At 60.5% G+C, this 23,172-nt stretch carries 22 protein-coding genes and 1 pseudogene; 12 read left to right on the top strand and 11 right to left on the bottom strand.

Annotation, left to right across the window (positions count from 1 at the left end; all coding sequences use genetic code 11):
* The first annotated feature begins 14 nt into the window (after window positions 1-14).
* Window positions 15-608 (top strand): glycerol-3-phosphate 1-O-acyltransferase PlsY, encoded by a 594-nt coding sequence (gene plsY, locus ECTHA_RS0105775; RefSeq protein WP_025282867.1) that lies wholly within the window; start codon window positions 15-17, stop codon window positions 606-608.
* An 85-nt stretch (window positions 609-693) separates the two neighbouring features.
* Here plsY and tsaD read toward each other — a convergent pair whose 3' ends face one another.
* A complete protein-coding gene (tsaD, locus tag ECTHA_RS0105780) occupies window positions 694-1,737 on the bottom strand; it encodes a tRNA (adenosine(37)-N6)-threonylcarbamoyltransferase complex transferase subunit TsaD (RefSeq protein ID WP_051582583.1) in 1,044 nt (347 codons plus the stop codon).
* Between the two features lie 121 nt (window positions 1,738-1,858).
* Here tsaD and rpsU point away from each other — a divergent pair, with 121 nt between their 5' ends.
* The 3 genes from rpsU (at window position 1,859) to hemE (ending at window position 3,859) form a co-directional block, all read left to right on the top strand.
* Window positions 1,859-2,074: a 30S ribosomal protein S21 gene (rpsU, locus tag ECTHA_RS0105785; protein ID WP_025282869.1), complete on the top strand. Its 216-nt coding sequence runs from the start codon at window positions 1,859-1,861 to the stop codon at window positions 2,072-2,074.
* Between the two features lie 162 nt (window positions 2,075-2,236).
* Complete coding sequence (locus ECTHA_RS0105790) at window positions 2,237-2,692, top strand: GatB/YqeY domain-containing protein (protein WP_025282870.1); 456 nt, start codon at window positions 2,237-2,239, stop codon at window positions 2,690-2,692.
* A 102-nt stretch (window positions 2,693-2,794) separates the two neighbouring features.
* Entirely contained in the window at window positions 2,795-3,859 is a 1,065-nt protein-coding gene (hemE, locus tag ECTHA_RS0105795; protein ID WP_025282871.1) for a uroporphyrinogen decarboxylase, read from the top strand.
* Window positions 3,860-3,899: 40 nt separating this feature from the next.
* On the opposite strand, the gene ECTHA_RS0105800 is transcribed toward hemE, so the two are convergent.
* Together ECTHA_RS0105800 and ECTHA_RS0105805 are read right to left on the bottom strand one after the other, a co-directional pair.
* Complete coding sequence (locus tag ECTHA_RS0105800) at window positions 3,900-4,496, bottom strand: hypothetical protein (protein WP_025282872.1); 597 nt, start codon at window positions 4,494-4,496, stop codon at window positions 3,900-3,902.
* A 39-nt stretch (window positions 4,497-4,535) separates the two neighbouring features.
* Entirely contained in the window at window positions 4,536-6,974 is a 2,439-nt protein-coding gene (locus ECTHA_RS0105805) for a penicillin-binding protein 1A (RefSeq protein ID WP_026623584.1), read from the bottom strand.
* Window positions 6,975-7,160: 186 nt separating this feature from the next.
* Between ECTHA_RS0105805 and ECTHA_RS0105810 the strand changes: the two genes are divergently transcribed.
* From ECTHA_RS0105810 to ECTHA_RS0105830, 5 genes are read left to right on the top strand one after another with little or no spacing between them, the layout of a single operon-like run.
* Window positions 7,161-8,222 (top strand): pilus assembly protein PilM, encoded by a 1,062-nt coding sequence (locus ECTHA_RS0105810; RefSeq protein WP_025282880.1) that lies wholly within the window; start codon window positions 7,161-7,163, stop codon window positions 8,220-8,222.
* Window positions 8,222-8,791, top strand: coding sequence for a PilN domain-containing protein (locus ECTHA_RS0105815; protein WP_025282881.1), 570 nt, complete (start codon window positions 8,222-8,224; stop codon window positions 8,789-8,791). Before ECTHA_RS0105810 ends, ECTHA_RS0105815 begins: the two co-directional genes overlap by 1 nt.
* Window positions 8,791-9,402, top strand: coding sequence for a type IV pilus inner membrane component PilO (locus ECTHA_RS0105820; RefSeq protein WP_025282882.1), 612 nt, complete (start codon window positions 8,791-8,793; stop codon window positions 9,400-9,402). Before ECTHA_RS0105815 ends, ECTHA_RS0105820 begins: the two co-directional genes overlap by 1 nt.
* Complete coding sequence (locus tag ECTHA_RS0105825; protein WP_419398030.1) at window positions 9,395-9,961, top strand: pilus assembly protein PilP; 567 nt, start codon at window positions 9,395-9,397, stop codon at window positions 9,959-9,961. The genes ECTHA_RS0105820 and ECTHA_RS0105825 overlap by 8 nt, the downstream gene beginning before the upstream one ends.
* Before the next feature lie 19 nt (window positions 9,962-9,980).
* Window positions 9,981-12,128, top strand: a complete 2,148-nt coding sequence (locus tag ECTHA_RS0105830) for a type IV pilus secretin PilQ (RefSeq protein WP_025282884.1) — start codon at window positions 9,981-9,983, stop codon at window positions 12,126-12,128.
* A 206-nt stretch (window positions 12,129-12,334) separates the two neighbouring features.
* Here the strand turns inward: ECTHA_RS0105830 and ECTHA_RS0105835 are convergent, their stop codons facing one another.
* The 6 genes from ECTHA_RS0105835 to ECTHA_RS0105865 all read right to left on the bottom strand — a co-directional run bounded on the left by ECTHA_RS0105835 (window position 12,335) and on the right by ECTHA_RS0105865 (window position 20,178).
* Complete coding sequence (locus tag ECTHA_RS0105835) at window positions 12,335-12,751, bottom strand: type IV pilin protein (protein ID WP_025282885.1); 417 nt, start codon at window positions 12,749-12,751, stop codon at window positions 12,335-12,337.
* 100 nt (window positions 12,752-12,851) lie between these two features.
* Window positions 12,852-17,384, bottom strand: a complete 4,533-nt coding sequence (locus tag ECTHA_RS19335; protein WP_169738275.1) for a pilus assembly protein — start codon at window positions 17,382-17,384, stop codon at window positions 12,852-12,854.
* Between the two features lie 163 nt (window positions 17,385-17,547).
* Entirely contained in the window at window positions 17,548-18,105 is a 558-nt protein-coding gene (locus ECTHA_RS0105855; protein WP_025283010.1) for a pilus assembly PilX family protein, read from the bottom strand.
* Window positions 18,106-18,119: 14 nt separating this feature from the next.
* Window positions 18,120-19,187: a PilW family protein gene (locus ECTHA_RS19340; protein WP_084306733.1), complete on the bottom strand. Its 1,068-nt coding sequence runs from the start codon at window positions 19,185-19,187 to the stop codon at window positions 18,120-18,122.
* Between the two features lie 2 nt (window positions 19,188-19,189).
* A complete protein-coding gene (gene pilV, locus ECTHA_RS0105860) occupies window positions 19,190-19,654 on the bottom strand; it encodes a type IV pilus modification protein PilV (protein ID WP_051582604.1) in 465 nt (154 codons plus the stop codon).
* 17 nt (window positions 19,655-19,671) lie between these two features.
* Complete coding sequence (locus ECTHA_RS0105865; RefSeq protein WP_025283012.1) at window positions 19,672-20,178, bottom strand: GspH/FimT family pseudopilin; 507 nt, start codon at window positions 20,176-20,178, stop codon at window positions 19,672-19,674.
* A gap of 335 nt (window positions 20,179-20,513) precedes the next feature.
* On the opposite strand from ECTHA_RS0105865, the gene ECTHA_RS19845 reads away from it, so the two are divergent.
* The 3 genes from ECTHA_RS19845 to ECTHA_RS17205 all read left to right on the top strand — a co-directional run bounded on the left by ECTHA_RS19845 (window position 20,514) and on the right by ECTHA_RS17205 (window position 22,021).
* Window positions 20,514-20,774, top strand: coding sequence for a hypothetical protein (locus ECTHA_RS19845; protein ID WP_128571973.1), 261 nt, complete (start codon window positions 20,514-20,516; stop codon window positions 20,772-20,774).
* 173 nt (window positions 20,775-20,947) lie between these two features.
* Window positions 20,948-21,607, top strand: coding sequence for an outer membrane beta-barrel protein (locus tag ECTHA_RS0105870; RefSeq protein ID WP_025283013.1), 660 nt, complete (start codon window positions 20,948-20,950; stop codon window positions 21,605-21,607).
* Window positions 21,608-21,736: 129 nt separating this feature from the next.
* Complete coding sequence (locus ECTHA_RS17205) at window positions 21,737-22,021, top strand: type II toxin-antitoxin system Phd/YefM family antitoxin (protein WP_051582585.1); 285 nt, start codon at window positions 21,737-21,739, stop codon at window positions 22,019-22,021.
* 180 nt (window positions 22,022-22,201) lie between these two features.
* Here ECTHA_RS17205 and ECTHA_RS0105880 read toward each other — a convergent pair whose 3' ends face one another.
* The gene (locus tag ECTHA_RS0105880) at window positions 22,202-22,537 is read right to left on the bottom strand and encodes a hypothetical protein (RefSeq protein WP_025283015.1); all 336 of its coding nucleotides are present in this window, start codon (window positions 22,535-22,537) and stop codon (window positions 22,202-22,204) included.
* Between the two features lie 70 nt (window positions 22,538-22,607).
* Window positions 22,608-23,172, bottom strand: a pseudogene (istB, locus tag ECTHA_RS17210) (IS21-like element helper ATPase IstB); the annotation flags it as partial.

Consider the following 23,172-nt stretch of genomic DNA (forward strand, 5'->3'; position numbering starts at 1 on the left):
GATACCGTTTCATCATGATCCTCCAGATTATCCTGATCATCGCCGCCTACCTGATCGGCTCATTATCCACCGCCATCATCACCTGCAAGCTCCTGGGTCTGCCCGACCCGCGCACCCAGGGCTCAGGCAACCCCGGTGCCACCAACGTGCTGCGCTCCGGCGGCAAAAAGGCCGCCATCATCACCCTGACGGGCGATCTGCTCAAGGGCTTGATACCGGTACTGATCGCCCAGGCATTCGGCCTCTCCGGCCTGGCACTGGCCCTGGTGGCCCTGGCCGCCTTCCTGGGGCATCTGTTCCCTGCCTACCACGGTTTCAAGGGGGGCAAGGGCGTGGCCACCGGCCTGGGCGTGCTGCTGGGTCTGCATTGGGCCGTGGGCGTCGCGGCCCTGGTCACCTGGCTACTCGCCGCCGGCATCAGCCGCATCTCATCCATGGGCGCCCTGGTGGCCGCCACCCTCACCCCCATCTGGATCGCCCTCATCCTGGGTGACTTCTGGCTCACCATGACCGGCTGCATCATGATGATCCTGCTGTACTGGCGTCACTGGAGCAACATCCAGCGCATCCTGGCGGGGACAGAGCCCAAAATCGGCCGCAAGAGCTGAGAGAGGTGACTGACACCTTTTTTGAAGTCCACCTGCCCTCACCCCAACCCCTCTCCCGCCAGCGGGAGAGGGGCTCATGCTCCCTTCAACTCAACTCCTCGATCGACCACCTTGCCCGGGCCTCGATCTCCGGTCCGGCCGACGCCCCCGCCGCCAGTCGCAAGGCGCCCGCCAGGGCGATCATCGCCCCATTGTCGGTGCAAAACTCGATGCGCGGATAAAACACCGCCCCACCTTCGGCCTCGGCCATCTGCGCCAGCGCCGCGCGCAACCGCCGGTTGGCGCCCACGCCGCCGGCCACCACCAGACGACCGGCTCCCGTCTCCCGCAGCGCGCGCCGACACTTGATCATCAACGTATCCACCACCGCGTCCTCGAAGGCCCGGGCCACATCCGCTGCCAGGGTGTCATCCGCCGGGGTATCCCGAAGCGTGGTCAGGGCGTGGGTCTTCAAACCGGAGAAACTGAAATCCAGCCCCGGCCGATCCGTCATGGGGCGCGGGAACCGGAACCGGCCCGGATCACCCTGCTGCGCCAGCCGCGCCAACGCCGGGCCGCCGGGATAGCCCAGACCCAGCAGCTTGGCCGTCTTGTCGAAGGCCTCGCCGGCGGCATCGTCCAGGCTCTCCCCCAGGATGCGATACCGCCCCACCCCCTGCACATCCACCAGCAGGGTATGCCCACCGGATACCAGCAGCGCCACGAAGGGAAACTCGGGCGCCGGCTCCTCCAGCAGCGGCGCCAGCAGATGCCCCTCCATATGGTGCACCCCCACTGCCGGCACACCCCAGGCCCAGGCCAGACTGCGCCCCACCGAGGCCCCCACCAGCAGCGCCCCCAGCAACCCCGGCCCGGCGGTATAGGCCACACCGTCCACCTGGGAAGCACTCACCCCCGCCTGGTCCATCACCTGCCGCAATAGCGGCAACACCCGCTGCACGTGATCCCGCGATGCCAGCTCCGGCACCACGCCGCCATACTCGGCATGCATGGCCACCTGGCTGTGCAGCGCATGGGCCAAAAGCCCCCGACGGGTATGGAACAAGGCCACCCCGGTTTCGTCGCAGGAGGTCTCGATGCCCAGCACACAAAGATCCCGGGCGGGGGCGGATTCGGTGGATAAAATCATTTTATTGTTAAGGGCTTTGGATTTTGACGGGAAGGCCACTATAATGCTGGATTCTCCGCCGGAGGTGGAGAGGCTTTGCCCTGAACCCGATACTGGAACCGAACAACGGTAATGTGACCCTATGCCTCATGTACGAGTAAAAGAGAACGAACCCTTTGAGGTGGCCCTGCGCCGCTTCAAGCGTACCTGCGAAAAAGCCGGCGTGCTCACGGAAGTCCGTCGCCGCGAGTTTTACGAAAAACCGACCGAAGTGCGCAAGCGCAAGGCTGCTGCCGCGGTCAAGCGTCAGATGAAGCGTCTGTCCAAGGAAATCGGTCGTCGCGAACGCCTTTACTGAGGCCATCCGCACAGATTCCAGCCCCGCGCCCGCCTCCCGTTGGCGCGGGGTGCCATGACCTGGTCAATGCATCCCTCTCAGGGCCTCGCCCCTGACCCACCCCCGGTCGTGCGGTCGCCAGCCGGCGGACAGGTCCAGCGCCGGCCCAGGTAACCGACACCCATGACCCAAGCCGCCCCCCTCAAGACCCGCCTCACCGAAGACACCAAGGCCGCCATGCGCAGCGGCGACAAACCCCGCCTGGGCACCCTGCGCCTCATCCAGTCCGCCATCAAGCAACTGGAAGTGGACACCCGCACGGAAGTGGACGACGCCCAGATCCTCGCCGCCCTGGACAAGATGGTGAAGCAGCGCCGCGAATCCATCAGCCAGTACCAGAACGCCAACCGGGAAGACCTGGCCGCCAAGGAACAGGCCGAACTGGACATCATCCAGACCTACCTGCCCCAGCAACTCTCCGAAGACGAGATCCGCGACCACATCGAAGCCGCCATCTCCGAGACCGGCGCCGAATCCCCGCGCGACATGGGCAAGGTCATGGGCGTGCTCAAGCCAAAGCTACAGGGTCGTGCGGACATGGGAGCGGTGAGCGGCATGGTGAAGGCAAGGTTGTCCTGAGTCCCCCGCTTGACTCAGGTCGTCATTCGGCCCCGCATCCATGTACTCCGGCAGCCAACCCTTCGTATAATCGGAAGTTTAACCCCACTGCACTGAGAACTCATGAGCCAACTGAAAAACGACCGCTTCCTCCGGGCCCTGATGCGCCAACCGGTGGACACCACCCCCATCTGGATCATGCGCCAGGCGGGCCGCTACCTGCCGGAATACCGCGAAACCCGCGCCCGCGCCGGTAGCTTCATGGACCTGTGCCAAAACCCGGAGCTGGCCTGCGAAGTGACCATGCAGCCGCTGGATCGCTTCCCGCTGGATGCCGCCATCCTGTTCTCCGACATCCTCACCATCCCCGACGCCATGGGGCTGGGCCTGTACTTCGCCGAAGGCGAAGGCCCGCGCTTCGAGCGCCCGGTGCAGGACGCCAAGGCCATCCGCGCCCTGGGCGTGCCCGACCCGGAAGACAAACTGCGCTACGTGATGGACGCCGTGCGCCTGATCCGCAAGGAACTGGACGGTCGCGTGCCGCTCATCGGGTTCTCCGGCAGCCCCTGGACCCTAGCCACCTACATGGTGGAAGGCAGCTCCTCCAAGGACTTCGCCCTGCTCAAGGGCATGATGTTCGATGACCCGGACACCCTGCACCACCTGCTGGGCGTGCTGGCCGACACCGTCATCGCCTACCTGAACGCCCAGATTGCCGCCGGCGCCCAGGCCGTGATGGTCTTCGACACCTGGGGCGGCGCCCTCAGCCCCGAGAACTACCGCAAGTTCTCCCTGCAGTACATGCAGCGCATCGTTGATGGGCTCACCCGCGAAGCCGATGGCCGCCGCGTGCCCGTGGTGCTGTTCACCAAGGGTGGCGCTCAATGGCTGGAAGACATGGCCGACACCGGCTGCGACGCCCTGGGCCTGGACTGGACGGTGGAAATCAACGAAGCCCGCCAGCGCGTCGGCGACCGCGTGGCCCTGCAGGGCAACATGGACCCCTCCGTGCTGTACGCCTCGCCCGAGAAGGTGCGCGAAGAGACCAAGAAGATCCTGGCCGGCTTCGGCAAGGGCAGCGGCCACGTGTTCAACCTGGGCCACGGCATCCACCCCAAGATCAACCCCGAGCACGTAGCCGCCATGGTGGAAACGGTGCACGAGGAAGGTCGGAAGTACCACGACTAACCAGATTGTCGTGGTGGGGACGGATCTTGATCCGTCCCCATTAAACTTCCTCCAGCAACCGCTCCACCTCCCTTAACCCCGCGCGCCGCATGGGACGCCCATCCACCGGACTCGGTGGCGGCTGCCTGATGCCGTCCACGGGGAACACCACCGCATCCACATCCACCCCCTCGGCACCAAACTCGATGCACGGGTAGAACACATGCCCCTGCGCACCCCGCAGACGACGCTCGTCACTGCGCCAGGTGACCCCTCGATCCTGTAGATAAAAGATCACCTCCTCCACGCTGTCGGCAAACACATGCAGCGTGAGCTCATCTCGCCCGTTCACGATCCCCGCCAGCACCGGCCCCACCAAACGCGGATTGAACGGCTCCAGCAACTGCATGGCCTGCACCGCCATCCGCCGCAGGTGCGTGAGCCGCTGCCGCGACTCGTCATCCTCGAATAACCGCTGACGCTCGAACACCGCCTCCTCGATCTCGGTGTTACGGGGCAGGTTGCGGGTTTGCCCCGCCCCCAGGCGATCGGCGGCCTTGCGCTTGGCCAGACGGTAATCCACCACACCCTCATCCAGGATGATGCGCGCAGCCTCTTCGGCGATCATCTGCCGTACACGAACGTCATTGATGGACATTGAAGGCCTCCTGGATTCGGTGAAAAACGGGCCCTCACCTCAAAAAATCTGATCCGGCGTCACTTCATCCCGACTGGGCCCGGAACGCTCCTCCACTCCAAGATGAGGCAACTGATCCTGAGTGAAGGTTTCAAAGATTGCCCGCTGCGTGCGGTGGGTCACCCGCTTCCCGGTCTCCGCATCAATGCGCACCGTGACCATGCCCCGGGGCTCCTCCGGCAACCGCTCCGGCCGCCCCTCCAGGGCCTTGCCCATGAAATCCACCCACACCGGCAGGGCTGCCGAGGCACCCGTTTCCCGACGCCCCAGGGAGGAATAGTCATCAAAACCCACCCACACCGACGTGACCAGATCCCCGTTGAAGCCACTGAACCAGGCATCGCGCAGATCATTCGTGGTACCCGTCTTGCCGGCCAGATCATCCCGACCCAGGGCCGTGGCCCGGCGACCCGTGCCGCTGGTGATCACATCCTGCAGCATGCTCACCATCTGATAGGCATTGGTGGCCGGCAGGGTGCGTTCGGCCGGCACGAACGCGGGCGTGCCGGCGGCCGACCCATCCAGGGCGGCCCCTTCCACCGCCACCAGATCCCCATCCGGATGCGCCGGCACCTGGCATGGCGGCGGGCACACCCGGCGCGGCACGGTGCGGAACACCACCTCGCCATACGGATCCTCGATACGATCCAGGAACCAGGGGTCCACCCGATACCCGCCATTGGCAAACACCGCAAAGCCCCGGGTGAGTTCCAGCGGCGTCACCGACCCACTGCCCAGCGCCAGGGACAATCCCGACGGATGCCGCGAGCGCTCAAACCCGAAATGCCCCAGGAAATCCAGCGTGCGCTCCACCCCTACCTCGTCCAGCAGCCGGATGGATACCAGGTTACGGGAGTGGGCCAGGGCCTCCCGCAACCGCGTGGGCCCATAAAAACGCCCTGAGTAATTCCGCGGGCGCCAGTCCCCATCCAGGGAAATATCGGCCACCACCACCGGCGCATCATTAAACACCGAGGCCGGCGAATGCCCATGGGCCAGGCCCGCCGAATAAATGAACGGCTTGAAGGCCGACCCCGGCTGACGCTCGGCCCGCACCGCCCGATTGAAGTTGCTGCGGAAAAAGTCGTACCCCCCCACCAGGGCACGCACCGCCCCGTCTTCCGGGTCCAGGGCCACAATCGCCCCCTCCACCGCCGGCACCTGAGCCAGCGACCAGCCCTCGCCGCCCTCGCCCCGCATCACCCGGATCACATGCCCCGGGCTCACCACCTGCGACACCCGCTGCGGCGCATTGCCCACCCGCGATGCATCGATATAGGGCCGCGCCCACTCCATGGCCGCCAGGTTCAGCTCGATCTCTTCACCCTGCCCCACATACACCGTGGCGGTGTTGCTGCTCGCCTGGGTGACCAACCCGGCCAAGAGCCCGCCCCCGGCACGGGGGTGCCCGGCCAACAGGCGATCCCGGGCGGCCTCGCCCGGGTACTCATCCAGGTCCACTTCCGCCTCCGGTCCCCGATAACCATGCCGCCGATCATAGGTGATCAACCCCCGCCGCAGTGCACGGGTGGCCTCCTCCTGCATGTCCCGATCCAGGGTGGTATACACCCGATAACCGTCCTCATAGGCGGCCTCCCCATACCGTGCCACCATCTCCATGCGCACCATCTCGGCCACGTGCCCCGCGCTCACCTCCACCACCGCGGAATGCAACCGGGCCGTGATGGGCGCCTGGCGGGCGGCCTCGAAGTCCTCGGTGGAGATATAGCCCAGGTCATGCATGCGCCCCAGCACATAATTGCGCCGGGCCGTGGCACGACGCGGATTGGTCACGGGATTGGCTGCCGAAGGCGCCTGGGGCAAGCCCGCGATCATGGCAATCTGCGGCAACGTGAGCTCATCCAGCGCCTTGCCGTAATAGATCTGCGCGGCAGCGCCCACACCATAAGCCCGCTGCCCCAGGAAGATCTTGTTCAGATAGAGCTCGAGGATCTCATCCTTGGAAAGCTCCCGCTCGATGCGCATGGCGACGAAGATCTCCGTGATCTTGCGCGTGTAAGTCTTGTCCCGGTCGAGGAAAAAGTTGCGCGCCACCTGCATGGTGATGGTGCTGCCACCCTGCGTCTTCTCCCGGGTGGAGATCAGGTTCACCGCAGCCCGGGTCAGGCCGACCACATCCACCCCGGGGTGCTCCTCAAAGCGCTCATCCTCGGCAGCCAGAAAGGCCAGGCGCATGAGCTCCGGCACCTCATCCACCGACACCGGCTCACGGCGCTGCTCACCATATTCGGCCATCAACTCGCCATCGCGGGTAAACACCCGCAACGGCACCTGCAACTGCACATCCCGCAGGCCATCCACCTCCGGCATCTGGGGTGCCACGTAGACATAGGCCCCCGCCACCACGAGCACGCCCAGGGTGAGCGCCGCCAGGGCAGCGGAGAAAAAAACGCGCAGGGATACAAGGAAAAATTTCATCAAAAAGGTCCGTCATTGGCATCGGACGGCAGGTCATCCGCCTAAAACCACCGCCCCTCGGGCACTTACCGAAGGGGGTCGCGTTTTGCAGAAGACTACGGTAGTAATTACCGGGAGTTGGGACTAGTATTTATGAAAAAATATAAGCTATCCAACCCTCGAGCCGCAATGAGATAAGGGGTTACCGTGTTAGGACTCGGCCGCAAAACCCCCGCGCTGATAGGCATCGACATCAGCTCCACCTCCGTGAAACTGGTGGAACTGGCGGGCTCGCCCGGCAAGCTCCGGGTGGAAGCCTACGCCGTGGAACCACTCCCCGGCAGCGCGGTGGTGGAAAAGAACATACAGGAAGTGGAAGCCGTAGGCGAAGCCATCCGCAAGGCCTACAAGCGAACCGGCAGCAAGACGCGCCTGTGCGCGCTGGCCGTGCCGTCCTCCGCCGTGATCACCAAAACCATCAACATGCCGGCCAACCTCAAGCCGGATGAGATGGAAGGCCAGATCCAGATCGAAGCCGACCAGTACATCCCCTACGCCCTGGAAGAAGTGAACCTGGATTTCGAGGTCATCGGCCCCACCCCCAAGAACCCCGAAACCGTCGAGGTCCTGCTCTCCGCCTCCCGCAGCGAAAACGTGGACATGCGCGTCACTGCCGCCGAGCTTGGAGGCCTCACCCCCAAAGTGATGGACGTGGAAGCCTACGCCATCGAGCACAGCTACCCACTGGTCACCGAGCAGATCCCCGACCTGGATACCGAACTCCCCATAGCCGTGGTGGATGTGGGCGCCACCATGACCTCCATCAACATCTTCCTGAACGATCACCTCATCTACACCCGCGAGCAGTCCTTCGGCGGCAAGCAACTCACCGAAGAGATCATGCGCCGCTACGGCCTCTCTTATGAGGAGGCCGGCCGAGCCAAGAAAGAAGGCGGCCTGCCGGACAACTACGTGCCCGAGATCCTGGAACCCTTCAAGGAAACCATGGCCCAGCAGGTGAACCGCTTCCTGCAGTTCTTCTTCGCCGCCAGCCCCCATGATCGCGTCTCGCACATCCTGCTGGCCGGCGGCTGCGCCGCCATCCCCGGCGTGGACGAAGTCATCGAAGGCCGGGTGAGCACCCCCACCAGCATCGCCAACCCCTTCGGGCGCATGGCGCTGCACAGCCGCATCAACCCGCAACGCCTGGGCAACGACGCCCCCGCCCTCATGATCGCCGCCGGGCTCGCCTTGAGGAGCTTCGACTGATGTCGCACATCAACCTACTCCCCTGGCGCGAGCAACGGCGCAGTGAACAGCAAAAGGAATTCACCGTCCTCGCCGCCCTGGTGGCCCTGGGTTGCCTGATCATCGTCTTTGTCACCCATGTGGCCATCAACGGTCAGATCCAGGCCCAGGAACAGCGCAACAACTTCCTGCAGAACGAGATTCGCATCCTGGACCGCCAGATCCGCGAGATTCAGGAACTGGAATCCACCCGCCAGGCCCTGCTGGACCGCATGGAAATCATCCAGGAACTCCAGGCCAGCCGCCCCCTGGCCGTGCGGTTGTTTGATGAACTGGTCAACACCCTGCCCAACGGCATCTACCTCACCGGCCTCACCCAGCGGGACATGTCCCTGGAGATCACCGGCCGGGCCGAATCCAATGCCCGGGTATCCGCCTTCATGCGCAACCTGGAGGGCTCCCCCTGGTTCAACGACCCCGTGCTCCAGGTCATCGAAACCCGTGAACAGAACGGCGTGCGCCTGAGCGACTTCCGCCTCACCGTGAGCCAGCGCGACCCCGGCCCGGACAATGACGAGGAGGCCTCGTAATGAAACTGGGCAGCCTGGACCTCAAGGACCTCAACGAACTCAACAACGTCGACCTGAAAACCGTAGGCACCGCGCCGCTGGCGGTGCGCGTGTTCCTGCTGGTGATCGTGGCCGCCGCCATCCTGGGCCTGGGTTACTGGTTCGACACCAAAAACCAGTTGGAGCGACTGGAACGGGTGCAGGCCCAGGAGAGCCAGTTGCGCCAGCAGTTCGAGACCCGCCAGCGCCGCGCCGCCCTGCTGGACGACTACAAGGCCCAGTTGGAAGAGATGCAGCGCAGTTTCGGCACCATGCTGCGGCAACTGCCCAGCCGCACCGAGATCCCCAACCTCCTGGTGGACGTCTCCCAGACCGGCCTCTCCGCCGGCCTGGAGATCGACCTGTTCCGCCCCGAAAACGAGCGCCGCCGCGGCTTTTACGCCGAGAAACCCATCCGGCTGCGCATGAAGGGCAATTATGAACAGGTGGCCGAGTTCACCAGCGGCGTCGCCGCCCTGCCCCGGATCGTCACCATCCACGACATCACCCTGCGCCCGGATGGCGACACCACACGGCTGACCATGGAAGCCACCGCCAAGACCTACCGGTACCTGGATGATGTCGATAACTGATCCTGCACAGCGCACGCACGCACGCCCCCGGGCCAGGCCCCTGCGACCGGGCTGGCTGGTGGCAGCCCTGGCCATCGCCCTGCTCGTGGCCGGCTGCGGCGGTGACATCTCCGACCTGGAACGCTACGTGGAGCGCACCAAGCAGCGCCCCGGCGGCGAGATCGAACCCATCCCGGAAATCCCGCCCCAGGAGACCTTCATCTACCCGGGCAACGAACGCGATCCCTTCGACCGCTCCGTGATCGCCACCCGGGTGACCGAAGAGGTAGGCCCGGAAAGCGATGTCACCATCGACCCCGACCGTCCCCCGGAATTCCTGGAACAATACCCCCTGGACAGCCTGCGCATGGTGGGCACCATGGAGCAGGACAACGTGCAATGGGCCCTGATCCGCACCCCGGAACGCAACATCCAGCGCGTGCGGGAAGGCAACTACATGGGCCAGAACCACGGACGCATCGACCAGATCACGGACACGCGCATCGCAATCACCGAGATCGTGCCCGACGGCTTCGGCGGCTATCAGGAGCGGGAAAGCTCCGTCGCGCTCACAGAATAAGGTAACGAGGACACACCCCATGACACTGGCGACCCAGCGACGCTCCACGCCCCGGATTTCCGGCGCCGGGACTCTCCACCGGCGCATCACGGCCTTCATGGTCCTGTGCCTGCTGCTCCTGTGGGGGCACACGGCCGCCGCCAGCCCCGACCGCGCGCTGCAGGAGATCATCTACAACGCCCTGCCCGGCGACCGCCTGCAGGTGATCATGCGATTCTCCGAACCGCCTCCGGCCCCCGAGAGCTTCACCATCGACAACCCGGCCCGCCTGGCCCTGGACTTCCCCAACACCCGCTCCGCCCTGCGCGAGCGCCGCCAGGACATCAACGTGGGCCTCACCCAGTCGGTGAACACCGTGGAGGCCCGGGGTCGCACCCGGGTGGTCTTCAACCTGGTGCGCATGATGGGCTTCGACACCCGCGTGGATGGCAACAACCTGGTGCTCACCCTCACCCCCAGCCCCACCCAGGCCGCCGCCCCCTCAAGGCCCACGCCACTCACCACCGAACAACGCCGCGCCGCCCCCCCCAGCGAGCGCCAGATCGACAACGTGGACTTTCGCCGCGGCCCCGAGGGCGAAGGCCGGGTGATCATCCGCCTCAGCGACCCGCGCACCCCCGTAGACGTGCGCCAGCGAGACGGCCGCATCGAACTCAGCTTCGCCCGCACCGCCCTGCCCGAGGAACTGGAGCGCCGCCTGGACGTCACCGACTTCGCCACCCCGGTGCAAACCATCGACGCCATTGGCGAAAGCGACCGTGTGCGCATCACCGTGGCCGCCCACGGCGAATACGACGCCCTGTCCTATCAGACCGACAACGAATTCACCCTGGAGGTCAAACCCCTCACCCGTGAGGAACGCGAAGCTCTGGAGCGGGAACGCTTCCAGTACACCGGCGAGCGCCTGTCACTCAACTTCCAGGACATCGAAGTGCGCTCCGTGCTGCAGCTCATCGCCGACTTCACCGACCTGAACGTGGTGGTGAGCGACACCGTGGGCGGCAACATCACCCTGCGCCTGCGCAACGTGCCCTGGGACCAGGCCCTGGACATCATCCTGCAGACGCGGGGACTGGACATGCGCGAGAGCGGCAATGTGCTGTATGTGGCCCCGGCGGATGAGATTGCCGCACGGGAGCGCCAGCAGATGGAAGCCCAGCGTCAGACGGCCGAACTGGCACCGCTGCGGGCCGAGTTCATTCAGGTGAATTATGCGCGGGCGGAGGATGTGGCCAACATCATCCGCAGTGACGGGATCAGCTTCCTCTCCGAACGGGGCAGCCTCACCGTGGACTCCCGTACCAATACACTGCTAGTGCAGGATACCGCCGACAAGCTCGAGCAAATTCGGAGCCTCGTGGGCAGCCTGGATGTGCCGGTACAGCAGGTACTGATCGAAACACGCATCGTGGTCGCCACCGACAACTTCGCCCGTGACTTGGGCGTGCGGTTTGGCGTGACGGGCCGGGGCGCGACAGGAAGGACCAGCGCGGCCTACAGTGGCCGACTAGATGCCGCAGCAGCCGAGCGTAGCGCGTGGACTGACTCAAATCAGTCTTTCGGTGAAACTGCAATAAATGATCGCCTCAATGTGAACTTACCAGTGACTGCAGCGGGAACCGGCGGCGTGGGCATCTCCATTTTGAGACCCAATATTCTGCTGGACTTGGAACTGACCGCCCTGCAGGTCGAAGGTCGCGGCGAGATCATCTCCACACCACGCGTGATCACGGCAAATGGACAGACGGCCGTGATCAAGCAGGGCGAGAGCATCCCCTACCAGGAGGCTACGGCGTCCGGCGCCACCAGCATCCAGTTCGTGGACGCCGTGCTCTCCACCGAGGTCACGCCTCAGATCACCCCCAACGGCAACATCATCCTCAACATCAAGGTGAACAAGGACAACCCGGGCGCCCGGGAGGTGCAGGGCACCCCGTCCATCGAGACCCGCGAGGTGGAAACCCAGGTCTTCGTCCGCAATGGCGAGACGGTGGTGCTGGGCGGTATCTATGAGATAGACAGCGCCGAACAACTCCTCAAGACGCCCTTCTTTGGCGATCTGCCTATCATCGGCAACCTTTTCAGACAGCGCAGCCGGTCAGAGACCAAGGCGGAACTGCTGATCTTCGTGACGCCGAAAGTGGTGGAGGAGTCGATGTTGAATTGATGGGGTGATGGAACTCACCCCCGAAGGGGAATCGGGGGTGATCCCCATCCAAGACAAGGGGGTAGCTACGAGCGCCGAAACCTCATGTGACCCAACCCCTGATCCTCGAGCATGCACAAAGCCCACGCTCCAGTTCGAACACAGTAGTTAGGCACGGAGCGCGGGCTTCGTATTTCGGCCAGTCGCTTGTGATAAGAAACTTCAGATCACCAACAATCGGCGGGGCCTCTTTGCCCACGATGGTCGATGGTGAGGGTATGGCAAGTGGCACTGCTTGACTGCACGCGCCCATCCTGACCGGTGGCGACCAACTGGAACGTCGCTGCGGTGGCTGTTTGCGAGATGGAATAATAACCCTCAGGTGACGCAGATGGTATCGGGCACTCATCATCGGAAGGTTCAGGACCTGTGTATTTCATATAGGTCGTATAACACCTCTCCATCATCTGCGCAGCCTGCAGCAAGCCACTCTTGCCATCCGATACTTGCGCCCGTTCCACGTAGCGGGTGTAAGCGGGATATGCAATCGACGCAAGAATCCCGATGATGACCACGACGATCATCACCTCGATCAGCGTGAACCCCCGCTGCCTGTAATAGTTACCGTGTCCTTGCCTAGTCATGAATGATCGTCCTCAGGTAGTGTCAAATCCCATTCCCAATCCAAGCGTGCGGCCGCCAGCAGCGGCCACTCGGGGGGGCTTGCAAATCCATAGCCCAGCATTACCGCAACTGCCGCCAGGATTGACGGCCCAACTCGCGGCCACCGCCCTTTTCCTCTATCACCTCCACTTCGCCGGTCGATCCAGAGAAATACTTGTATTCGCGTTCCCCAGCCGACACGATCCTCGGGTCCTTGATGATACCCACGCTGGAAAGCAGACCACTTACCGGTGCCGACTGCTCCTCTCCGTCAATGACCACGTTCGGAGCATAATCAGCCTCGTCGAAACGGCCGTCACCATCCATATCAAAGACCGAATACCCTAGGTTGGCACCAGTTACCGCATCCAACTCCATGAGCCACGAGTTCCCGCCAAAGGCGCAGGGGTCATCTGACGGGATCACCGTCACAAAGATGATGCGTCCCATGCGCAAGATTGCCCTGCTGACCACACGCTCCCCCTCATACCCCCGGACCGGCGAAACCAGATCGACATACCACCCGCGATCCGAAGATGGAGAAGCAGACCGGTTAAAGGAAACGACTCGGGACTGCCGACCTTCCACCGCCCCCTCAAATAGAATCTCCTGTTTAACCAGGTCCGAACGGGATACTGTCTGGCTATCAAGGGAGTCCCGTATTCCATAGAACGATTGTCTCGCACCACCCGACTCCACCATATTGTCACCCACACGGAAGAAGCTCCCGGTGCCGAAATACACCATCAACCCCCCATCAGGGTGTCTGCCAACCTCCGGGCGGGCAACAATGGGTTGCGTACGATCACTGTCATCTCTGGCCTGAAAGAGTTTCGTGATGTTATTCCTGTTTTGATGGTTCCACTGGCTTTTGTTAGATTGAAGATCGATGCGCCATAGATTTCCTTGCAAGTCCCCGGCGTAGACATAATTGACCTTTCTGTCCCCACTGTTGTCAATGGGAATGGGTGAGGACAGGCCTGACGGTTCGCCCCCGGTGGAAGAAAGTAAGGATATCTCGATGGCATCACCGCTGCTCGATAATGGTTTCAAGAACAGGTAGGGAGTACCAGACGTGCCACCGTAGCCATTGCCAAAAATGACCCAAAAACTGGCGTCATCGTCAGCGAGTCGCCCAATTGTAGGTTGCGAGATCGAGTATCCGATCTCGCTATGGCTATACTCCCAAAGCACATCATCCCCATTGAAGTTCCAGGGATCGGTAACGTTCAAGGCAAACACTGCATTTCCGCCAGCACCGGTGGAACCTGTCAGCACAGTGGCCCAACCATCATCAAGACAGGCATCGCCTATTCTGGGTGAGCCGTCCACGAAGTACCGATGCCCATAGTCCGGGTCACCCAACTCCTCAAGGCGGGGAATCACGGCATTCGGCACGTACGCGAACAATTCCTCCCCCGTCTGCGCGTCGAATGCATGCAGCATTCCATCATTGGCGCCAACAAAAAGCACCTGATCCCGATTCGACTTGTCGTTCAGGAAAGCCGAGTACGACTGACCATCGCATGTCAGGTCCGCATATCCAAAGTTCTCCGCCCCCATGATGGCGGGATCGGAATTCACGATATCCCCAAGCCGAGATGATCGATTCCGGAACGAGCCCCCGTTCCTTTCTTCCTCAGCATGATCACCACGCAAGTATTCCAACAACGCCTCGGTGCCCAGCGCGTCTCGCTGCGCCTGATCGAGAGCGTCCCATTGAAACGGAATACCCTCGCCCGAGTTGTTTACCGTGAAAATCCTTCGATCCTGCCAATCCATCACATCGAGTTTTTCAGCAGCGTCCCACTCGCAGCCCGCGTACTCTGAGCACCTTACACCGAGTGGCAATGAATCCACACTGCCATCCTGCTCATCCACCGGCAAAGCGAGAAACTGGCCAGACCAATCTCCCGAGTTAAACCTGGCCTGATAGACCACCGTTTCACCGTCAAGCCGAGTGGAATTGGTCGCCACTGCGGCGGATGACGAGGTTTCGTCAGGCAAAGCCCGGAAGACCGCCCGAAGATCACTCGCAAGTTGTGCCGGGTCGATTGCAAAATAATAGTTATCCGGCTGGTCTCCGGGAGCGGGCACGCCTTCCTCCTTCTCAAACCCACCCCACTTAGCCGCATAGAATAAAGGTTGCTCTAAAGCACCAGCAGCTCCTGCTCCACCAATTACGAACGTCCTGGACGAACCTGCATCATCAGTTTTACAGTTGTTGCAGTCGCCACCGCTAAAATTGTTGATCCCCGAATGCACATGAAAACCAGCGTTACTTGTGCCACTAATCACGTAACCAAAACCCAGCTTCTGATCGGTCGACTCTGCGAAGACGTTGGTAGTTATCTCTATCTGATCTCCAATTATCCGATATTCCAGTATGCCGTTCATATCCATATCAAAGTCACCGCCCTGCTCACTGTCCTCCCATTGCACGAAATAACGACCAGTACCACCGGCAATATCTTGATCAACGATCCGGAAGTCCACTATGGCACAATTTGAATCCGGCGACGTCGAGGTATTGCGGCAGGCAGGGAGCAGCGAAACCACCGGCTCCGACCCACCTGGCATTGGGATATCGATTCTCGGCACCGCTGGAGCGAGCGTGACCCCAAATGTCTTGACATGTTGCTCTTCTGGCAGATCCGGGCGCAAATCCTCAGTCCACCCGTAATGTGCCAACCCAGCGATATGAAAGGACCCTCTCTGCCTGGGACCTTCCGGACATAAGCCACGCACTTCTGACAGAGCGCTAACAGTCTTTGGGGTACACAACTGATCACTTACAGAGTTTGTTTGCCCCACAAACCAATCGCCACCATGTATCCCCTCCTCAGACCCCACCTTGTTCGTCCAAGTGCTGACCGAACCCAGGCCCGGGAGGTCTGATGCACCCGAAAGATTATCGGCATCATAGGATGACACGCTCGCGTTAAAGTGCACCATACTGATCGCGGCGCAGTAATTGGATGAGCCTAGTGGATCATTCCAATCCCGGGATTCCAACCCTGGTATGCGATCATTACCGGAGAAATCAAATAGAGGATCCTTCATCCCGGCCAAGTACCGAAGGCTCTCGAGATATAGCTCGCTTTGGGGATTACCCCAATTCGTACAACGACCCTCAGCTGGATCTGTCAGCCCCCAAGCGCAGTTGTCTCCGCCTGAGGCGCTTGAATTGTATGTCGCATCATTATTACCACTACCGCTGCTATGTCGATAACCATAAATTCTAAATCGATCGAGAGTGTCTACGATGCCCCCGCCCACAGGATCAGCCTGAAACTGTCCGGTTTCCAGGTTCATCTCATTCACGAAGGAAGAGATATTCTTCCTGAGCACCCCGCCAGAAAGGTTCCTTGCGTAGCTACCCGTAAAGAGCCCGAAATGAATTCGGCCCTCTTCGCCAAACTCCTGGAGCAGACCGACGGGTTTGTAGTTTCCCGAAGGATAACGCTTGCATCGATTGCCATCCTCACTACTGATAAAACCCTCAACGCACGCCTGAACCCGAGCATGAAATTCTTGCCCAGAGACCGCAGCTGAATCCCTTCGGGGGTTGCTTGCGTTGGAGAATATACCCGTGAAACCTGCGTCGTTCCCGTTGCTGAATCGAATCCCACCAATCGCCATCGAGGCGTGCCCAGTGTGCCCTACCTCTTCATACCACCTGCATTGATGGCGCTCATTGGCCCTCCATAGGGCATAATCGCCTTGAGCCACGCGAATCAGAGGTGGGTTAGTGACATTTTGGGAGAACGTCCCATCCTGCACGCTCGTATTACAAAACGTGATGCCTCGACGAGATCGGTTCTCCAGGCTCCAGTCGTTAGAAGATCCTGAACCCTTGAATCGAGTAACCTCGACCTTCACTTGTACGCCACTCGATCGCGAGATATCTGTCACCACGCCGAACATCTCATTTCCAGCGGTTTGATTATCAGTAATGATCAACTGATCACCCACCTGGATCTCGCTGTCATCGAAGGAGGCCGAAAACCACTTCTCGCCCGTCGAGAGGCTATGATTGTTTGTACTGCTAGCAATAGTTGCAGTAGGGACCGAGCTGTAAGGCGTCAGGTCGGGCAGATCCTCGCCATCGTAGTAGCGGACCCACGAATGCGCGTCATTGGGCAGGTGGGTGCGCTCGAGCACGGTGGAATCCACCTCATCCTGATACCGCAAACCACCATAGAGAATCCTTCGAACCACATCAATTCGAGCCATGGATACCCAGTTCAGGAAGTTCCCGCTCCATGCTGAACCGGAACAATACTTATCTGCTGTGTGGCCACTAGGCTTAAAGACTCCATCATCGTACACATAGCATTGATAAGAGTCGAAATAGCCATAATAGTCGACCTCGTGAGCATACGTCCGATTCGCCGCCCCATCGCCCGTAAGGTCGATGTAATCCGGGTAAGCCTCGAAATAAAGCTGATGATCATTTGACAGATTCAGCATCACCAGAGGATTCACGACCTGCCCCAGAAACAACGGGAGCTGGGAGACAGAGCCTGCAGAAAGAGCAGCCGGCCAGAGTGTCAAGAGCCCAAGCACCAGCCAGATTGAGATGGCGTGTGGCTTTTTCGAAAAGGAAGGCATCGGGAGATCTCCTAGCATCTACCCCAGCACGAGCCGAGGGCTGACGAAAACATCACGCTGTGGTAGATAACAGCTCTGGTTCGATCCATCAGGCAGACATGGCATCCGGGCTGAACGGATCTTGTTAAATGGCCCCAACTAACGCCGGAAGGAGCCAACTAAGTCAACGTCGATAGGTAGACTGGAGTATCACGACGGCATCGGCTGTACCGCCGGTGGCGCGGGCCGTGATGCGGAATACTTCGATATCCCCCACGGGTTCGTCGACCGCCAGTGAAGACTGCGGGTCGGGCATGGGGGGTAGCTGCTCCACGACATATCGGGGTGCAGACGCAACATCAAAAGCAGCCGTGTGAACTGGTGTCGCAGAAGCGGAATCCCAGCTATAGCCGTTCCATACCTGTACTGCATGCCCCCCCGGCAAGACCTGAATCAGACCGGGCTCGGTGCCGCCGAAGCTCGGTAGGGTTGCTGCCTCCAATCGAGCCTCGCCGCTTCTGAGCGCATATTCCGCTGCCTGAAAGGCAAGATCCCTGTCGCGATAGTTGCCTGACATCCGCTCCTGCAGAGTGGTATTTTGCATACCCGCGACAGCAAGGAGTGTGATCACCAGCAAGAGCACCAATGAGACAATTAATGCCGAACCCTTCTGAAAATGGCGAGAGTCCCGATTCACAAGGTTGACCAAATCAGCAGCTTCTAACTGAACAACCTCCACCATCTTGCTTGATAGCTTCATTTTAATCGATTCCGCACACCAACAGTCGTTGTGAATACTTGATAGTATCGCCGGTCACTCGCGGTGAATTCGTGGTCGCCGACAGAAACGCTATACCCGCTTTCTAAACTAACATTATCGTAAGACGCACTGTAGGCCAACAAATGCACTCTCACGGCAGCGACATACCTCCAATCTTCGGAATCCATAGCTCCAGCGCGAATGAAGTCGGAATCCACCAACCCATCGCGATCTCGATCAAGCGCAAATTCCACTTGCATGTTTCGAATACCGAGCGCCACCTCTTCGGCATTGCCACCATCTATTCGGTATAAACTATGTCCGACCGACGATGAGCCAGCTTGGGTTGGAGCGACAAAATATGTGATGCGGGAAGGTTGAAAAACCTGTATCGCCCCACTGTAGTTTGAGTATGACAGGTCCGGATCCGCATTGACGTCAGGTCTATTCTTATTTCCAGGAGATTGACCGCCAGTTGCACGCTGCAGATTATTTGCAGTCGCTGTTGTGGTTTGTTGGAATAAGTCACAGAGAGTACCTGAGTCATCCGCGACCATTACTATGGTGCCCTGCGGCACATGGGGGCTATCAGACTCTTGATTATTCAAAACGATCGGTGGAATATTATTAGCACTCCCGGGCCCAGACCCAGAGGCCACCAAGTTAATTGGGAGTGCTCGCATCATTGAAATCGACAACACGTCCCCTTGCACATCAAAACCCGAATCAGACATATCCGCGCTCTGGAATGGTCTCGATGTATCAAAAAGATCCGGGTCGTAGGCTTGGTCAGTCTCATCAAGAAGATTATTTATCCGAGCCCCTGTTCTGCATCCTGTAAGCCCAGCCATCCTTGCATCGTAGGTAATCATCTGCAATGAACTACGGCCGGCATCTTGCAGCTGGGACAGCGCCTGCTGACTACGATAGGTCTGGTGACTCCCCAGAAATACGTGGATCACCCCCCCAATCAGGATCAGTCCGATCACCATGGCCACCATCAACTCGACGAGCGACAGCCCTCGCGCTCTGGGAAAGGCAATAACGTGAATGAGTCGTGCCATGATCAGATTCCTATCACGGTGACAAACTGATCCGTTCCGTCATCACCCTCCAGTCGCTCCTCGCCCCATTGGATGGTGATCGTAAAACGGTTGTCCGACCTGGAAATGCTGGCGGTTCCACCAGGAAGTTGCCGCACTGCGGCGCACCACTCTCCCAGGTCGCTGTCGTCCGGATCCTTTTCGGTTGGTGCGTCACAATCGTTGGTGTCGTAGTCGCCCGCTAGCGCGGCCTCGCGGTTGGCGCGCATACGATCTGCCACATCATGGGCCAGGTTGGTGGCCTGGGATCTCATGTAGGCCGCCTGATTATGCTGAAGCGCCACGGTCTGCAGGCCCGCCAGCCCGAGCAGGCCGATGGAGAGCACCAGTAGCGCGACCAGCACCTCGATGAGGGTGACGCCACGCTGCGTTTGGCGCGGGGGGGGGCTCGACCGGCGACGGGTAATCCGGGAAACTTTTACATGCATCATGTGGGGCTTGCCTCTCATGAACTGCATGGCGAACGACCGACCGATGCCGCGCCGCCGCGTCCCACGAATATCTCTCGTGCACGCTCTCCGGTGCAGGATTGCGGCTCGACGCGGAACAAGTGGTTCCCGTCTCCGCCGCTACCGGCGCTGACTCGGTCACCAAGTGCGCCAAAGGTCACCCGATTACCGCTGGAGAAATTGGCCGACACATCCGTATTGGCCGGCAAGCGTTCCCAGACCCGAAGCTGCTCGCCAGAGCAGTCATTGCCAACCCGCACCTGCCAGCCACCACCGCTGCCGCTCCAGGCTGAATTGAGGGGACAAAGAGAGACCTGCTCGCCCCGCTTGACGGCTTCGCTTCGCGCGAACAGCAGCCCGGTAATGAGCTGGTTGGCCGTGGTGCTGGCACGATGATTCTGAATCATCCCCTGAAAGCCAGGCACGGCCACGCCGATGAGGATCGCCATCACGGTGATGGTGATCATCAACTCGACCAAGGTGAATCCGCCATTACGGGGCATGCGCAGGTACTATTGACATGAGTTCACATTCACTATTAGGCCCTGCAGCCGCCAAACTCAAGGCGCGGGAGTCGAGCGGCGCGATTTTCTTGCCAGGCGGTGGCAAGTTGGCTTCAAGCTGAAACAACCACCGACGGACCACATACAGCCAATAACGTCGAAGAAACTTACAAAATTGCCAGCTATTCTGTGACGAAGATCTCAGTCAACACCTAACTCATTGTTTTTTATACACTGGCCAACTTATTGCATGAGGAAAGAGGCGACTAGAAACCTAAACAGATCAAGAGCCCTTCTTCACACAGGGCAAGAAGAAGCGCGTCCAAGGAGCAACCATGACTCTCCCCCTTTTTCGAACCATCGCCATGACAATAGCGTGTGCAGGCGCTGTACCGGCCGCACACGCAACCCCCTTGGTGAATGAGTTCTCATCAGGCAGTGGCGATTCTTCAAAGGATTGGGCGGTGCCAGGTTTTGACAGCGAGATTGGTTTCGTCGCCGAAGGTAGAATTGGCGCGCATGGAGGCACCAGTACCATTGAGCTGAAGGTGGCACCGGATACAAGTACTCCCTACTGGGGTGGTGAAGCGGACTGAAGCGGTCATCTTTCTTGGGGCCCCTTTACTCCCATGCCCGAGCATGCCCCCTCCCCTGTCGCTTTGTTTTGCGAGGGCCTATACTGCTCAACGAGGTTCGCAGAGCGGGCGGCTAAATGGGGCGCGTCAGCCCTCGCAGCCAGGAATCCATCAGTTCGGGGGGAAGAATCACGATGAAGCAAGGGATCATCCAGGGAGTAGCGCTGGCCTCGGCTCTTACGCTACTTACGGCACCAGCGCTGGTCGCTGCACAGGGGAATGCCGGGGAAAACTATCTGCGCTTCTCGGGGGCGGTGCTACTGGCCAATGATCGGGATATTGACGAGGATTTCGACGACTTCAACTTTTCCGGGGATGCCAAATTCAGGAACGGGGAGCTTTTCAGCATCGCACTCGGCAGGGAAGTGACTCCCTGGCTGGATATGGAATTCGAGCTTGGCCATCTCGAGGCACCATTCGATAAGCTTGAAGGCCGCGTTCGAGAGAGCACGACCGGGTTGGAAGCGCCCGTTTCAGAGTCGGTTTCCGGCAAGATGTCCGGATGGTTCGGTTTCGTCAACGCCCACTTTCGCCCCATGCGAGGTTCGCTGTTCGAGCCCTACTTCGGCGGCGGCATCGGCCTGGCTTCGCTTGAGGAGGACCTGGAAGGTGACACCTCCTCCGACACCGAACTGGCTCTGAATGCCACCCTCGGGCTGGATTACAACATTCGCGAGGATGTCGCCATCGGCGGGCAATACCGCTACATCTGGGCGGACATGTCCACCACCGGCTATGGCGACAATGCCTTCACGGCCAGCGCCGTATCCCTGTCATTGAAGATCAGCTTCTGACAGCCACCCTATGGGCACCGCGCTGCAACAGCAGCGCTCGTGCCAGGCAATTTGTCCACCCCTCTCCCGTGCGAGGCGTGGGAAGGGGCGGCACATGGACAGACAAGGGACGTCCCACGGAGGATCGCGATGACATCCCTATTGGATCGTCCTGAAGATGCAGTTTCTGCCACATCCATGGCACGAGGTTTCAGCGCTCATCTCAAGGAAGTATCGGCCCGGCAGACCGACAGGCTTGTCATCTTCAAGGATAATCAGCCCGTTGCGGTAATGATGAATGTCCAGGCGTATCAAGACCTTGTCGATGAACTCGAAGATCTGCGCATCGAAGCGGTGGCACGGGATCGGTTAACTGGTTATCTGACTCTGACTCCAGGGACAGGCACTCTTGACTCCAGGGACAGGCACTCTTGACCATTTCGGTCGGATGTTCGCCTGCTACCGATTATGTCAACGACCACCCTCCCCCATTCCCCGGCCTTGAATCGCCCTCAGCACCCGATTCCCCCCGATCTCTTGCCCGACACCTGAACGGCGCCCAGAGGCCATCCTCGGTACATCACCGCAGCAGGGGGAGTCGTTCGGGGAAGCCCGTCAGGCCGCTGATCGTCGTCGCTGCTGCCGGTAAACGGCCTCAAACCGAGTGCTCTGATCCAGCCATTGCTCCGGGTTGAGTCCCAGCCGCTGCAGGATCGGAGGCAGTGCGTTGGCAATGGCACCCTTCTTTTTCGGATCAATGGCCCGCCCGGTGTAGTCCACCAGGGCCAGATAATCCTCGAAGGCGAACGGGATGCCGGTCTGTTCCTCCTGCACCCATGCACTCTCAAAGTGCAGTAGCGGTTTGACGTTGCCATCGAACCGCAGCAGGGCGTCCATCTGCATCTGCTCGCGCACGGTGCGTAGACCGCTGAAGGTTGCCACCCATTCCACGTGAAGCCTGCCACCCGGACCGGGGCAAAGCTGCCACCCATCGGAGCGTAGCGACGCGGGGTTTTCCTTCTTACTCCGACGTTGCGGTGTCGGTCAACTTGGACTGGGTTTTTCGCATGGACTCCCCTCTGAGATTGATCTTGTAGGCGTTGTGAACCAAGCGATCCAGAATGGCATCAGCCAGGGTGGCATCACCGATGACGTCGTGCCATTGGTCCATGGGCAGTTGGCTGGTGGCGATGGTGGATCGTCTGCCGTGGCGGTCTTCCAACACCTCCAGGAGGTCACGGCGGTTTTCAGCATTGAGTTTCATGAGCCCCCAGTCGTCGAGAATCAGTACATCCACTTTGGCCAAGTTGGCCAGAAGCTTTGCGTACTGACCATCCCCCTTGGCGATGCTCAGCTCCCGCAACAGACGGGTTAGACGAACGTAGTGGGCGGTGTGTCCCTCTCGGCAGGCCTTATGGGCCAAGGCACAGGCCAGCCAGGTTTTGCCAACCCCGGTGGGCCGGTGATGAGGATATTGAGGTGTTCCTTCACCCACTGGCAGGCCGCCAGGGATTGGATCAACCCCTTGTCCAGGCCGCGCGGGTTCCGATAATCCAGGTCTTCGAGGCTCGCTGTGTGTCGCAGCT

It is taken from the genome of Ectothiorhodospira haloalkaliphila ATCC 51935 (genome assembly GCF_000633935.1).
Taxonomy (GTDB): Bacteria; Pseudomonadota; Gammaproteobacteria; order Ectothiorhodospirales; family Ectothiorhodospiraceae; genus Ectothiorhodospira; species Ectothiorhodospira haloalkaliphila.